Annotated in this window: 12 protein-coding genes; 7 read left to right on the forward strand and 5 right to left on the reverse strand. The window is 36.9% G+C overall.

The window, feature by feature from the left end; translation table 11 throughout:
• Positions 1 to 24 precede the first annotated feature (24 nt).
• A complete protein-coding gene (locus KSU66_RS14930) occupies positions 25 to 1,440 on the forward strand; it encodes a hypothetical protein (RefSeq protein WP_269052268.1) in 1,416 nt (471 codons plus the stop codon).
• A gap of 116 nt (positions 1,441 to 1,556) precedes the next feature.
• Here the strand turns inward: KSU66_RS14930 and KSU66_RS14935 are convergent, their stop codons facing one another.
• A complete protein-coding gene (locus KSU66_RS14935) occupies positions 1,557 to 2,402 on the reverse strand; it encodes a DegV family protein (RefSeq protein ID WP_269052269.1) in 846 nt (281 codons plus the stop codon).
• 453 nt (positions 2,403 to 2,855) lie between these two features.
• Between KSU66_RS14935 and KSU66_RS14940 the strand changes: the two genes are divergently transcribed.
• From KSU66_RS14940 to KSU66_RS14950, 3 genes are all read left to right on the forward strand, one after another.
• Positions 2,856 to 4,568 (forward strand): putative bifunctional diguanylate cyclase/phosphodiesterase, encoded by a 1,713-nt coding sequence (locus KSU66_RS14940; RefSeq protein ID WP_269052270.1) that lies wholly within the window; start codon positions 2,856 to 2,858, stop codon positions 4,566 to 4,568.
• Positions 4,569 to 4,904: 336 nt separating this feature from the next.
• Positions 4,905 to 6,845, forward strand: a complete 1,941-nt coding sequence (locus tag KSU66_RS14945) for a primary-amine oxidase (RefSeq protein ID WP_329958830.1) — start codon at positions 4,905 to 4,907, stop codon at positions 6,843 to 6,845.
• A gap of 97 nt (positions 6,846 to 6,942) precedes the next feature.
• Positions 6,943 to 7,521 carry a hypothetical protein gene (locus KSU66_RS14950; protein WP_269052271.1) on the forward strand — a complete coding sequence of 193 codons (579 nt, stop codon included), beginning with the start codon at positions 6,943 to 6,945 and terminating at the stop codon, positions 7,519 to 7,521.
• Between the two features lie 380 nt (positions 7,522 to 7,901).
• Here the strand turns inward: KSU66_RS14950 and KSU66_RS14955 are convergent, their stop codons facing one another.
• Positions 7,902 to 8,351 (reverse strand): hypothetical protein, encoded by a 450-nt coding sequence (locus tag KSU66_RS14955; RefSeq protein WP_269052272.1) that lies wholly within the window; start codon positions 8,349 to 8,351, stop codon positions 7,902 to 7,904.
• 3 nt (positions 8,352 to 8,354) lie between these two features.
• Positions 8,355 to 9,167, reverse strand: coding sequence for a DUF3100 domain-containing protein (locus KSU66_RS14960; protein ID WP_269052273.1), 813 nt, complete (start codon positions 9,165 to 9,167; stop codon positions 8,355 to 8,357).
• Between the two features lie 241 nt (positions 9,168 to 9,408).
• Here KSU66_RS14960 and KSU66_RS14965 point away from each other — a divergent pair, with 241 nt between their 5' ends.
• A complete protein-coding gene (locus KSU66_RS14965) occupies positions 9,409 to 10,758 on the forward strand; it encodes a MarR family transcriptional regulator (RefSeq protein WP_269052274.1) in 1,350 nt (449 codons plus the stop codon).
• Positions 10,759 to 11,011: 253 nt separating this feature from the next.
• Here the strand turns inward: KSU66_RS14965 and KSU66_RS14970 are convergent, their stop codons facing one another.
• Together KSU66_RS14970 and resA are read right to left on the reverse strand one after the other, a co-directional pair.
• Positions 11,012 to 11,527, reverse strand: coding sequence for a DUF1456 family protein (locus KSU66_RS14970; protein WP_269052350.1), 516 nt, complete (start codon positions 11,525 to 11,527; stop codon positions 11,012 to 11,014).
• A gap of 311 nt (positions 11,528 to 11,838) precedes the next feature.
• Positions 11,839 to 12,375, reverse strand: a complete 537-nt coding sequence (gene resA / locus KSU66_RS14975) for a thiol-disulfide oxidoreductase ResA (RefSeq protein ID WP_269052275.1) — start codon at positions 12,373 to 12,375, stop codon at positions 11,839 to 11,841.
• Between the two features lie 421 nt (positions 12,376 to 12,796).
• On the opposite strand from resA, the gene KSU66_RS14980 reads away from it, so the two are divergent.
• Both KSU66_RS14980 and KSU66_RS14985 read left to right on the forward strand, forming a co-directional pair.
• Positions 12,797 to 13,246: an SRPBCC family protein gene (locus KSU66_RS14980; protein ID WP_269052276.1), complete on the forward strand. Its 450-nt coding sequence runs from the start codon at positions 12,797 to 12,799 to the stop codon at positions 13,244 to 13,246.
• 173 nt (positions 13,247 to 13,419) lie between these two features.
• A complete protein-coding gene (locus tag KSU66_RS14985; protein ID WP_269052277.1) occupies positions 13,420 to 13,665 on the forward strand; it encodes a hypothetical protein in 246 nt (81 codons plus the stop codon).
• Positions 13,666 to 14,261: the final 596 nt, after the last annotated feature.

A 14,261-nucleotide genomic window follows, 5' to 3' on the forward strand; every position in this document is an offset into this window, starting at 1 on the left:
TATGTGGAAGTGGGGGATGGACTGATGATGGAGCAATTGCTGCAAAATAGAAGGCTAATTGCGCATTATTACATAGTGGTTGGGATTGCTGTACTGCTCTTTGGATGGTATGTAAGGAACGACGAGACGGTTGATGCGACGATCATAATAATTTTGGCGGTATATGTCGTATTGTTTCCAGTTGTAATTTTATATACACGGAAATACGCTGTACATATTTTCTTATTATTACTAGCTTTTATTACTGGATTTTATAGTTTCTATCAATATTCAGTTGAGTCACATTCGATATTAAATGCACTTTATTTTACTTTTCAACTTTATTTACTTGTTGTGACGGAAGTATTTACAGAAGATGGTTCCAGTTTACTTCAATATCCGTTGATTTTAGAAATTGCGCGTTGGTCCGCGGCTTTATATACAATTTCAACATTGTTTATCGCAATGTACAGACTGCTAGAAACATCTATTTTACTAGTCTATTATCAAATCGTAGGTAATCATTACGTAGTTTTTGGTTATAACGAAAACAGTGCTGCATTCATAGAAGATTTACGCAAAAGAAAGAAGCGCGTGATCTTAGTGGCGGATCAAATGTCAAATGAAGCCATCGACTATTTAGAAGAACTCAAAGTTGTCATCCTGAATCCTGGTGACACTGGGGAAAATATCTATACGAAATGTAGAGTGGCGCGAGCGAATACAGTTGTTTTATTACATGAAGAAGATGTCGATAATTTAAATGAATTCATGGAAATTCAGTCTTATTTTAAGAAACGTGTGAAAAAGAATCTTGGACTTTCAGTCTATATACACCTTCAAGATGTCACTTCTAAAAAGTTGTACCTAGATTTAGAAGGTACAGTTGAGGAGAGTGATCGACATTTCAGTGTCAAACTTATCAATCTATACGAATTATTTGTAGATACCTTATTTGAAAAGCATCCGATCTACACTACAGACCAAGAAGGCGATTCTAAGCATATATTTATCATTGGTTTTGGACGGCTGGGACAGCAGATAGCTCTTAAAGCAGCTACTCAAAGTGAGCAGTTTGAAAAGAGCACACTGCAGATTACGGCTATTGATAAACATATGAATAAAATCAAACAGGATTGGGAACGAAATTATTCCCAAATAGATACGCGTATAAATATTTCCTTACGCCCTTTTGATGTTGAAGTAGATCCGTTAGAGTCAATTATTAATGGACAAGATACGCAATTGACTCATATCTATGTTTGCTTACACGAGGATAAACTGGATTTGTTGGCAGGCATTGAATTATCCAATCAATTACCTCACATTCCAATATACCTTGAATTCTCTGAGGGGGGTATCGCGGATAAGTGGATACAATCTGAAGTGAGTGGAACCCGTCTTATTTATGGTACTGGAACATTTAAAGAGATATTGACAGAGGATAAGCTGCTTAATTAAGAAAGTAATATTTAAATAAAATTTAGGCACAGAAAGGCACCTGATTAGTTGAACCAACTAATCAGGTGCCTTTTTATGTTTATTCTAGTGTGTCAATAAACTCGTGTAATACAAAATTAATAGGTAACCCAGCTTAATCCTGTAGTTCCTGAACCTGCATGTACACCTACGCAGACGCTGAGTGGGATAACTTGTACTTTTAAAGTTGGAAACTCTTGCAATAGCTCGTTTTTCCATACTTCAGCGTCACGGACATTATTGCAATGAATAACAGCAACTTCTGGTACGGAACCTATAGACATATCTGTACGAAGTAAAGAAGTTACGTTATTCTTTGCTCGCTTATTTGAACGGACTTTTGCTGTCGTGACAGGTACTCCATCCTCAAAACTAATAACCACCTTAATGTTCAGCAAATTACTTAATAATGTTTGTGTTCCAGAAACTCGGCCACTTTTATGTAGTTGGTTGAGGCTGGCGGGAATAAAGGACAACCTCGATTTGGTTGTGATGTCATTTATTGTTGCAACAACTTCATCTACGTCTTTACCTTCTTCAAAAAGCTCATTGCCAATTTCAATCATTTTAACCATTGGAAAAGAACCAATTTTCGAATCAATAGTATACACTTTGAAGTTCGTCATTTTTGCAGCTGACTGTGCGGTTTCAAAAGTCCCGGAAATTCCACTTGATACGTGTAAAGCAATTGCAAAATCGTAACCTTCTAACTCCAGTTTATCAAATAAAGATTGGATTTCTCCAATTGCAGGTTGTGAAGTTTTAGGTGACACTTTCGATAGTTGTAATTTTTCGTAAAACAATTCCTGTGTAAGATCGATGGATTCTCTATATGACTTATTGGAAAAAACAACACCAAGTGGCAGGATATGTACATTATGTTTTTGGATGAAATCATCATCTAATTGTGCAGCTGTATCCGTAATCCAAGCTACTTTCTTCATTAAAATCTTCTCCTCTTAATCTAAATTTCATGTCCGAATAAAGTTTCTACTAACGATAACGTACACTACAAATTAATAGAGTACTAGTGACAGCTGTCATATAAGGAGGAAATTTAAAATATGCTGTCATAATTTGCACTTATATTGTTTGTTTTCTTTGGAAATATAGCTTTTTATAATCTCTATATTTAATCGAAAGAAGGGACATTCTAAGTAGGTAATAGTATGATAAAAGCCTACTAGATATAATAAAAAGGAAGAACTTGTTTACTTATTTCTGATAAGCACGTAGCGATTTCTCGAAAAATGTCGAATTAATATTTGAAGATTCCAGTTGATGAAATACTATCGGCGGAATAACCCTCTCGATGATCAGTGTGGAAGAACGTCAAGAAACCAAAGAAAAAATATATTCAATAGAAGAGATGTGATTTTATGCAGGAAGATAATAACATGATTAATGACCTAGTTCGTCAAAATGGTAACCTTAGCAAAGAAAAGTTACTTCGTGATATTATTTACGCACTTGATAAGTCGGCTATCGTTGCTATTACCGATCAAAAAGGGAATATTGTACATGTCAACGAGCTGTTCACCAAGATATCTCAATATAGTGTTTCTGAGCTTGTGGGAGCTAATCATCGAATCATTAACTCTGGATATCATCCAGCAACGTTTTTCAAAGATATGTGGCGTACTATAGGGCGGGGAGCTATCTGGCGTGGGGAAGTCTGTAATAAAACAAAAGCCGAAACTATCTATTGGGTGGATACGACAATTGTTCCACTTCTAAATGATAAGGGGAGACCTTATCAATATATATCTATTCGATATGATATTACTGCAAAAAAAAATGCTGAGCTCATGATACAAGACTTGGCATATAATGATCAGTTGACTGATTTACCGAATCGTACTTCATTCCAAAGATTGTCTTTTGAAGCAGTACTGAAAGCAAAAAAGAACGATGAGAAACTAGCATTAGTCACTCTTAATATAGATGGTTTCCGTTTTGTCAACGACTCACTTGGATTTGAGGCGGGTGACTATATTTTGACTGTCGTAGCAAAGAGGCTGAAAGAGGTTCTACAAGGTCAACATATTATCGCTAGAATTTCAGCCGATGAATTTGCATTAGTTCTCAAACCTATTAATGGAGCGGAACATGTTGAGCAGCTTACGAAACAATTACAAAAAGCCTTGCAAGAACCAATTGATATAATGGGAGAACCATATACCTTGTCGATAAGTTTTGGCGTCGCAATTTATCCTGAACACGCTACAAGTTCATCAGAGCTTTCAGTAAAATCCGAAAAAGCTATTTCTGCTGTAAGGGAGAATGGCGGAAGGGATTACAAAATTTATGAACTTGGCATATCTTCTAGGAGATTGGAGAGAATCTTACTAGAGAATGAATTAAGGAAAGGTGTTCATCTTGAACAATTCCACTTAGATTATCAGCCTAAGGTAAACTTGCTAACTGAAGAATGGATTGGGCTTGAGGCGTTAGTTCGCTGGAATCATCCTGAACTTGGAATGATATCACCAGGTAAATTCATACCAGTCGCTGAAGAAACGAAAATTATTTTACCTCTTGGAGAATTGATTTTACGTGAATCGTGCAGACAGGCGAGGGAATGGCAAGATAAAGGATACAAGCCTCTTCCTATAGCAGTCAACATGTCAGCGGTCCAATTGGAAGAACCATACATAATAAATACAATTAAAGATATTCTTGATGAAACGGGTGTTACAACAGATTTGATTGAGATTGAATTAACCGAAAGTTCATTTGCAGATAAAGAATGCATGCGAGAGACGATTCGAGAAATAAGAGCACTTGGTATTACGGTGTCCATCGACGATTTTGGGACAGGCTATAGTACATTCAGCTATATAAAGGAGTTGCCCGCTGATACGTTAAAAATCGATATTTCCTTTGTGCGGGATATCCATAAATGCGAAGATAGTCGGGCGATTGTCAATGCAATTATAAAGTTAGCAGAGATCGCCGGGCTTAATATTATTGCCGAGGGTGTTGAGTGCGAAGAACAAGCTGCTATCTTGAAAGCATTAGGCTGCGATGAAGCTCAAGGGTTTTACTTTAGCAAACCAATATCGCCAAGCGAATGTGAACAAATTATGGTTAAGCATTACCTTAACTAAAAAATTGTAGACCTTTTAGGAAATAATCAAGAAATTAACTATGTATTTTTGTACCAATTTAATAAATTTAGAACCTCCTAAACCCTGTTACATCAACGGTTTAGGAGGTTTTTCGTTATGCCGACTGCTAAACTCGTCTAGCAGTGTTTAGAGTGTTTAGATAAAATAATCCTTTCCCGGGAAATCGCGCCAAACGACAAATTACAGCAAAAAGGCGTGAAAAACAGAAGAAAAACTCGTAAATTTTGTTAATTATAACGTTGACACTCTGAGCGTAACTGGGTTAATGTTGGGGTGAATCAAAATCATCTGACAATACTGAGGGGGATATTTTTTATGGGAATGAAAGATTCGGTTTTAACGAGAGTAGACCATCCGCTAGAACCTCTAACGGGACAAGAGATTTTGAAAGCGGTTGCAATCTTAAAGGATAAAAAGAATTTGACGCAAGCCTCAAGATTCGAACAGGTTGGGTTACATGAGCCTTTAAAGGACGTTGTATTAAACTTTAAAGAAGGCGATCCAATTATACGGGAAGCATTTGCTATTGTTGTAAACACTAGCGATAGTAAAACGTATGAAGCGGTTGTCTCTATTACAGACGAAGAAGTTGTATCCTATGAACACATTCCAGGTGTTCAGCCATCATTTCTTTTTGAAGAATATTCGGAACTTGAATTAACTGTGAAAAGTAGCCCTGAATTTCATGCGGCTCTAAAAAAACGAGGTATCGATGATCCAGATTTAGTTATGGTTGATCCATGGTCGGTTGGTGACACTGGAATACCAGAAGACGATGGAAAAAGACTTGCAAAAGCCTTATGTTTTGTGAGGAAATTCCCTGGTGATAATGCTTATGCATACCCACTTACAGGACTAATTCCTATTGTTGATCTAGCTAAAATGGAAGTCGTCCGAATTGAAGATCACGGAGTAAAGCCAATCGCACCAACAGCGGGCGCATATATTCCCGAGCAAAGCTCAGAAATCCAAGTTCGAACAGACTTAAAGCCATTATATATTACGCAACCTGAAGGGCCAAGCTTTGAAGTTAACGGCCACAACATTAAATGGCAAAAGTGGGACATTCGAGTTGGGTATACAGCTAGGGAAGGACTAGTACTGAATACGGTCGATTATTACGATAAAGGAAAAAAGAGGCCAGTATTATATCGTGCGGCATTATCAGAAATGGTTGTTCCTTATGGGGATACGAATCCAGCTCATAATTGGCAATGTGCTTTTGATGGCGGCGAGTACGGTATAGGGCAATTAGCAAACTCTTTAACTTTGGGATGTGACTGCTTAGGTGAAATCCGTTATCTAGATGCCATAATGGCAACGAGTCAAGGTGGAGTTCACACAGTTCCAAATGCAATATGTATTCATGAAGAAGATTATGGAATTGCATGGAAGCATACTGACTGGAGAACAGAAGAAGTGGAAGTACGTCGGTCACGTAGATTAGTAATATCTTTCTTCACTACAGTCGCAAATTATGACTATGGATTCTTCTGGTACTTCTATACAGATGGGAAAATTGAACATGAAGCCAAATTGACAGGTGTATTAAATGCTGGCGCAATTGAAGAAGGACAAAATACAAGATATACAACGGAGGTTGCACCGCAAATTGCTGCCCCAATTCACCAACACATCTTTAACTATCGAATAGATATGAATATAGATGGACAAAAGAACTCTGTTGAAGAATGGAACACAGTTGCATCGAAGCCTGATCCAGTAAACAATCCAAAATTAAATGGTTTCTATCGTGAAACGACAATATTACAAACTGAATTAGAATCACAGCGGAGATTGAATCTCGAAACAGCAAGAGGTTGGAGAATTATTAATCCGAATTCTAAGAACTATGTTGGACAACCAGTGGGCTATACGCTTGTACCTGGCCACAACTCTGTTCCGTTTCTTAGCGAGGAATCAAGCGTAATGAAACGTGCAGGATTTATTAAAAATCACTTACACGTTACAAAATATGACCGAGATCAAATGTATGCTTCTGGGAAATATCCTAACCAACACAAAGGTGGCAGTGGCACTCTAGACCACTGGGTGAAAGCTAACCGCAATATTGAAAATGAAGATATTGTTGTTTGGTATAATATGGGGATGCATCACATTGTACGGCCGGAAGACTGGCCAGTAATGCCGACAGAATACATCGGGTTCACACTAAAACCTCATGGCTTCTTTGACGGTAACCCAGCATTAGATTTACCACGTCCAACAGCTGAAAAAGGGGCGTCATGTCATTAAATAGAATAGAAACAGGCACTGAAGTTGAGGGGAATGCTCCCTCAGCTTCTTCTTTTCTAAATACACAACTAAAACATGATAGGAGGTTGTTCAGCGCATGATTCTCTTAATTTGTTCATGTATTGTATTGTTGTATTCCGTTGTCTATATTTTTAAGATGAATGTGAACAAAGATAACTTTGAAAAGATGATAGGGATGACGGTTGTGATGGTTTTTGTTACGCTCTCAAGTGTTACCATAGGAATTATTGTGGGGATTTATTTTGCAAATGACCTGACCTTATCAACGATAGTTTCAATCATATATGGAATTGTACTTGGCTATTTTGCGGGGAAATCGGTAAATCAGCTAGCGATTATGGAAGGATTAGGGGCAGGTGTCATGGGCGGTATGATGGGGGCGATGCTGGGCTACATGATTCCCGGTAATTTTAATCTGATGGTCATCTTTATGACAGTTCTCTTTATTATTATCATCTCATTTTTTGCGCATCTCATTACTTTGGAGTCGAATAAGAAAAACGGAAAGATAATAATGGTGCCCCGACCCTATAAATGGATTATATCTGCGATACTCTCAACCATAATTATTATTACTGCTGTAGGTTTGGAAACTTATAACCTTAATAATAACATTCAAGATGAACTTCAACCGACTGTAGGAGCTTTGTGTTAGGCCAACTACCGAGAAGTTAACCTTTTAGGGGTTTGTATTGGTATAGTAATTTCTAGTAATGTACGGCTCGCACTAATTCGTAAATATTAGTGGCTACACAACAGCCACCGCGAACATTTTCTATAGCGTAAATGATATTGGCCGGTTTTATGGTCATTATTATCAACTGATTATTGCGCCAGGGGAAGTGTTTTCACCTTGCAAAACTAGAAGGTTTGACCAACTTCGATGAATGTAGGGGAATAAGGTGGAGTTCGGGGCTTAAATGCTTGCGATATTTCTTCGAAGAATGCAGATAGAGCTACTTCATACTAGAAAACTTAATGTTATTGGAAATAAAAACACCCTAATCAAGTGATTAGGGTGGGATCCATTAAAGTTTAAATAATACCTTGAATTCGTAAAACGATTTCGGCTATAACTGCAGAACCGAGGAAAGTTCCTAAGAATACAAATGTGGCAACGACTAAAGCACGCCACCCTAATTTAGTAAAGTCTCCCCAGCTCCGTCCGATTGATATACCAGCATAGGCTAAAATAGGGGTTGCAATTGCAAGGATACTTATATGGCTTGTCCACTCTACAACTTGTTCTCCGCCTGGGAATACTGGTAGTGAAATGATAATGCCGACAAGAGCGATATAACCAACACTTGGGAAATTACCAGGAATAATTTTAGCTAAAGTCATACCTGTCAAAGTTATGAGAACTAAAATTAACATACCTGGAATTGCAGTAAGCGGAAGAACATCGTAACCCACCCAGTTACCAACTACAGCAACAGCACCGAATATTAATAAAATTATAAACCATTCTATAATTTTAGCCATTTATCAATCAACTCCTTTTAACGCTTTTTTATCTCTGTTTCTCGTCATTAAGTTATATAGTCTCTCTGCAATAGGTAATCCAATAAAGATGCTGAAGTACAATCCGAAAGCAGTTGAAATCAAGTTACTTGCACCAGCTAAAGCAACAATTTGATCAGCCATCTCGGGGTAAGCAGCAACTAATGCGCCACTACCTGCAGCCATCATGCTACCGCTACCAACTCCAGATGCCATTGCAAATGATAACGGGCTCATTGGTGTATATGTAGCAAGAAACCCCGAAATTAGTCCTAGAAATGCTGCTCCGAAAACAGTTCCGAAAATATACATTGTCATAACGCCGCGACCTTCTGCAGAGTCGAATCCAAACTTATCAACGATTAAGCCGATATTAGGCTCTCTACCAATCGAGTGAGTCATACCAATCGCTTCGCGTTTCATACCCAATAGAATTGCAATAGGCAATGCTACGAATATGGTGCCTAGATTACCTAGCTCTTGTAATAATAATGCCGGTCCCATCTCAATGATACTAATAATTTGGGGTCCGATAATTACACCAATCTTTGCAACTAACATACCCACACCAATTATAATTAAGGGTTCAGCATTAATAGATTGCTTTTCTTTAATAATAGGTGTGAAATAAAGCGCTAATCCAATAATTAATGCATAAAGCATAGGTAATAGTAAAATTGCACCTGGGCCTACCTTAATTGAAAACTGGCCAATCCTCTCGGTAATTAAAACGATAATAAAGACGATTAAATGAAGCTTCCAATCTTTTAAAAGCGCCATTTCTTTTGATTGTTTCATTATTTTCCCCCTTGTTTAGGTCCAGACGATTACAACAAAAATAATTATTGACATGGTTGTTTAATAGTCTTTAATTTGCTTATGTTTAAATAGTATGACATTGTATAAGGGATTGCAAGACTATTTCGAAAAGAGTCAGATACTACCTTTTTAGGGGCGCTTTTTCTTAGTGTTTATTCATACATAAATTACGCTTAATATATGTGTTCGCATATTAATCATGCAAGGGGGATGGTGTAAAATGGCTAACTTAGTAGTAGGATTTATAGGTCCGGGGGATATAGTTACAAGAATCGTGAACCAGTTAGATCCAAAAGAGATGCTGAATGTTGACATTAAAGAATTTAATACAGACACAATTGAAGAGATTAGAATGCTTGATAATGGCATGTTAAATAAATGTGATTTACTATTCTTCGCGGGGCAATTGACGTACGATATTTATTTTGAAAATAGATTAACGAGTAGGGAAAATGATGATTCATCCTTAATCACCCTACGCTATGATGGCTCAGCTGTTTACAAGACTTTGTTTGATGTTGCCATGGAAAGTAAGGGGAATCTTTCGTCTTTCACACCCTTTACAATTGACATTTTAAGTAATTCTGAAATTCAAGAAGTCCTGAAGGAAGTACATTTGTTAGATAGGGATGTCATTAAAGTTGAAGGAAATACATCATTTTCTACGGATGAATGGGCTGATTTACACGAGGCAAATTATAAGAATGGGCGAAGTAAGTTTGCATTAACCTGTATGGCTAGCGTTGCTAAAGAATTAGAGAATAGAAATGTTCCGGTTAAAAGAGTAGGCCCGACCTTTGCATCTATTCGTGCAGGCCTAGAACTTCTGTATGCTAACTATAAAGTGCTTCTGAGCAATGATTTACAGACCACAGCGATAAAGATAAAGTGGCATGAATCAGATCGACGTTCAAAAAACCGGTATGATTTTTATCGAAAGAAAATGGAGTTTGAGAAACATATTCTCGATTTTTGTGAAGAGTATAAAGCAGCGTTAACATTTGTTAATGAGTATGAAGCTACTATTTACACGAACAAATTTTTCATGAAAAAATACACGAATAATTATCACTGTTTTCCATTAATATTAGAATTAGAAAAGAACATGGGGAATATTATTTCTATTGGAATAGGGGTCGGTGATGAGACATCGGTAGCGGAATATAATGCTGAAAAAGCGATGAAGTTTGCTGAAAGTAAGAATGGTTCACGTGCATATATTACTTTCCCGAATGGGAATATTAGCGGGCCCTTACAAAAAGGGGACAATGTACCACTTACATTTTCTACGCTTTTAGAGGATGCTCATTTAAAAAGTATTTCGAAGCAAACAAATTTAAGTGCGGTGACAATATCTCGGATATTGTCTTTGCTTGAACAAAATAATAATGATAATTTAACAGTTCATCAACTAGCCGAAGCATTTGATGTTTCCGCAAGAACTTCTAGTAGACTGTTAAAGCACTTGGAGACTTCGGGTTTGGCAAAAGTAATAGGGGAAGAACAACCTCCAGGACGTGGAAGGCCTAGGAAAGTATATAAATTAATGATACTAAATAAAGTTGTATGAATTAATTTGTAAAGTTATAAATAATGCCATGAAGGAAGCTTACTAATGTATGTGAATTTATGTACTGACAACACTGCTAAATGATTAACCAAGGTCATATCGAAGCATTGTTTTTATGGAAGTCGAGAGGTTAATTAATCTTAATAGAAATTGAACCCCGATAATGAATAGTTAAAAAGAGCCTTAATCAAATTCTGATTAAGGCTCTTTTTGGAGTGCTAGGATAGGTCAAATCTGTTGAGAATCGAACGGCTTATTGGTCTCTGTATTTTAGAGCTAACCCTTTCAAGAAATTCCGCACGTATCTATCTCCGCACTCTTTGTAATTTTTATGGCCTTCTTTTCTTAATACGGCACTTAATTCACCTTTTGTAACGGTGATTCCTGCTTCGTCCAATATATCAAGCATTTCTTCACTTGTTAATGTCAGCGCTATTTTCAATTTCTTTAGAATGATATTATTCACACTTTCATTATTCGTTATAGAGAGTGTTGGCTTTTCGGATTGTCCTGGTTTTGGTTCCTGTTTACCTCTTTTAAAAGTAATAAAGCCATTTAAAAATGCATCTAACATGTCATTCGTGCATTCCATATTGCCGACATTTTCGCTTTCATCTTGGTAGTTGTTTTTTGATTTCTTTAGCAGCATGACCACTTCTTCTATAGTTACTTCAGCGCCACCAAGTTCAAAGATTTCCTTCATTTCCGAATTTTTTAAATCCAAAGCATATCTTAGTCTAATTAATATATCATTATTATTCATCAATATTACCTCCTGAAAAATTGTTGTGGATACACAACAGTATCACCATTTCTAAAATGGCCATGAACTCTTAACTCAATAATAGCACATAAAAAATAAGATTAAGTTTTTTTGTTATATTGGAACTATACAGGACAGGCATTATAGAGAAGGCGCTACATTAAATTGTTTATTATATAGATGCAGAATTTACGAATAGCAGATTCCTTGTAGTGCGGTTAAATGGTTATTCGTTGTTGTAATGCGAACGAAAAAGGTCGATGATCCCACTGTAGGGGCCATCGACCATTTAAAAGGACTGGATTAATTAAAAGCTGTTAAATTGGTTTTATTTGTTCCATATATTCTATGATGTCTTCTTCGCTCATTTCACCTGTAATGATTTTCACGATTTTACCTTCGCTGTTGATAAGCAGAGTAGTAGGTAAAGGTCGAATACTATAAGCTTGCATGACACCTTTTGTTTTATCAATTAAGGTAGGGAAGACCATTCCATATTGATCTGCGAAAGCTTGTACCTTTAAGTCAGATTCCGCAATATTTACTGCCAATATTTGAACCCCTTGATCTTTATAAACTTCGTATTGTCTACCCATTGCAGGCATTTCCTTCTTACACGGTGCGCACCAAGTTCCCCAGAAGTTTAAGAATACACCTTGTCCTTGATAATCAGACAATTGATGTGTTTCACCATCTAAGTCAACCAATTCAAAGTTAGGGGCAGCGTCGCCGACCTTCAACATATCTTTGGTATCCTTTGTTAGCGCATTATATATTGTGAAAATAATTGCAGCGGCCAACGCGATTAAGACAATCAAGCGTATGAAAAACCGTTTTTTCTTTTTATTATTCATTTTTGGAAACTCCTTTCAAAATCCAGTGGAATGCTTGCCCAGTGTATGGACAGAATTTGCTACAGTAATGATTATAGCAAAGATTTATCAAAAAAGTATGCAGTCACAAAACTGTCAAGTGTAAATAGTGAAGTTGTGACTTTTTGGTGCACTTATTTCGAGCTACATAGCTAAGAAATATACTATAGGAGTCGATTGTAGAATTCCATAAATTAGAATTGAAGAGAGGTATTTAGTTCATTTTATTGTTTGACATTCGTTTGTAATGGATGAGCTTTATTTAAACAGAAATTAACGGTTCGTTCAAGTACGCCGTATTCCTATAATCTTTAGTTCAACTTATATATAATCATAATGAACTAAGTATTATTTTTTATGGACAGGAAAGAGTGAATACTTTAAAAAAGGGAGTCAAAACATAATGAAGAAATGGTCAAGTGAAATAGAAATTGATGCACCGATTGATAAGGTTTGGGCGTTGTTTGATGGATCGCTGAAAGATATGCAAAAAATTATGCCGCAAGTAATTGCAAATGACCCAGTAGAGCAAACGGAAGAGGGAATAGGAAGTATACATTTACAAAAATTCCAAGAAGGTAAGCAGGTAATGGAGTACATGGTTGAAACATTAGAATACGTAAACAATCCTGATGGAAAAAAGAAGAAAATTGGGTTCACCCTTTCAGATATATTTGAAGTGACGAGGGGTTATGAACTGATCAAACTAGATGATCATAAAACACTGTTTAAATATACGTCAACGAACCGAGCTTTGAAATTATATGTAAGGTTGTTTTCGATGTTCGCGAGCAATAAAGTTTCACTGGGTTTTGTGCAAAGGGTGAAAGAGGTTGCTGAGTCAAAGGATTAAGTGATTCGATGACATTAGCTAACTTTTAAATAAAACAGAATCAAATCCACCAATAATAATAGAGTTTTAATTTAGAAACGCCTTTCGGGGCGTTTTTTTGATTGTAAAAATATAACCGCCGTTACCGGAAGGACAAGTCGCGCATAAAATATTAAAAGGGAGGGGGTGATTAGATGTTTGAGATATACGATGTAGTAATAATACCTTTGATAATTGGACTAGTCGAGTTGTTTAAAAAAGCGGGGGTTAGCAAGAAGTACTTACCGTTTATTGCATTGGTGATAGGTATTGCAGTAGGCGTGGTCTACGTTGCTGATTACGATTGGAAGCAAGGCGTGTTGGTAGGGGCGATGCTTGGATTGGCTGCCAGCGGATTGTATAGTAGCTCTAAAAATACGCTTGAAAAGGGTGACGAGTAGTCGTCACTTTTTTATATAGCTAGTTCAGTAAAATATAGCAACTGCTTTAGAAAATATTTGTTTGTACTAGACAGTTCGTCCAAGCGGGGCATGTCCCGGTGCATATAATGAACAGAAAGGCAGGCCAGCTTTTAATAAATAATCAGGAGGTGATGAATTATGTGTTATGGAAATAATAGACGCAACCATCGGGTAGAGTTGATTTGTGAATGTTGGGAAGTAAGGTCTAATCGAGGTCATAGAGACTGGGACAACCACAATCGTTATAACAACTGTGATCGCAATAACAACCGTGAAGAGTTAAGATGTGAATGCAGAGAATGCAGACGCAGAGGTTCTGATCGGAGATACTAAACGTATCGAATTCAAGAATAAAAGTTAATGCAGGCGCCCCTACGCCTACAATGCCTAAAGAATTACTGGTGATCCTCTCAATTTGAGAGGGTCGCCTTTTTATGTATAAAAGTAAGTACCAACTTTAGCTACCTTTGCGCCTACGCCTGACTAAATTGATTAGCAATCCGCTAATCCTTTAATCGAAAAAAGTGACTATTACAAACGAAATAAATAATACGTAAATCCTTGACTTGCTTGAA

This window comes from Sporosarcina sp. G11-34, from assembly GCF_026931025.1.

Bases quoted from the DNA above. Each gene is read 5' to 3' on its own strand.
- resA (WP_269052275.1), bottom strand. From the start codon at position 12,375: ATGAATAATAAAAAGAAAAAACGGTTTTTCATACGCTTGATTGTCTTA.
- KSU66_RS14980 (WP_269052276.1), top strand. From the start codon at position 12,797: ATGAAGAAATGGTCAAGTGAAATAGAAATTGATGCACCGATTGATAAG.
- KSU66_RS14965 (WP_269052274.1), top strand. From the start codon at position 9,409: ATGGCTAACTTAGTAGTAGGATTTATAGGTCCGGGGGATATAGTTACA.
- KSU66_RS14935 (WP_269052269.1), bottom strand. From the start codon at position 2,402: ATGAAGAAAGTAGCTTGGATTACGGATACAGCTGCACAATTAGATGAT.
- KSU66_RS14945 (WP_329958830.1), top strand. From the start codon at position 4,905: ATGGGAATGAAAGATTCGGTTTTAACGAGAGTAGACCATCCGCTAGAA.
- KSU66_RS14950 (WP_269052271.1), top strand. From the start codon at position 6,943: ATGATTCTCTTAATTTGTTCATGTATTGTATTGTTGTATTCCGTTGTC.
- KSU66_RS14940 (WP_269052270.1), top strand. From the start codon at position 2,856: ATGATTAATGACCTAGTTCGTCAAAATGGTAACCTTAGCAAAGAAAAG.
- KSU66_RS14985 (WP_269052277.1), top strand. From the start codon at position 13,420: ATGTTTGAGATATACGATGTAGTAATAATACCTTTGATAATTGGACTA.
- KSU66_RS14930 (WP_269052268.1), top strand. From the start codon at position 25: ATGATGGAGCAATTGCTGCAAAATAGAAGGCTAATTGCGCATTATTAC.
- KSU66_RS14955 (WP_269052272.1), bottom strand. From the start codon at position 8,351: ATGGCTAAAATTATAGAATGGTTTATAATTTTATTAATATTCGGTGCT.
- KSU66_RS14960 (WP_269052273.1), bottom strand. From the start codon at position 9,167: ATGAAACAATCAAAAGAAATGGCGCTTTTAAAAGATTGGAAGCTTCAT.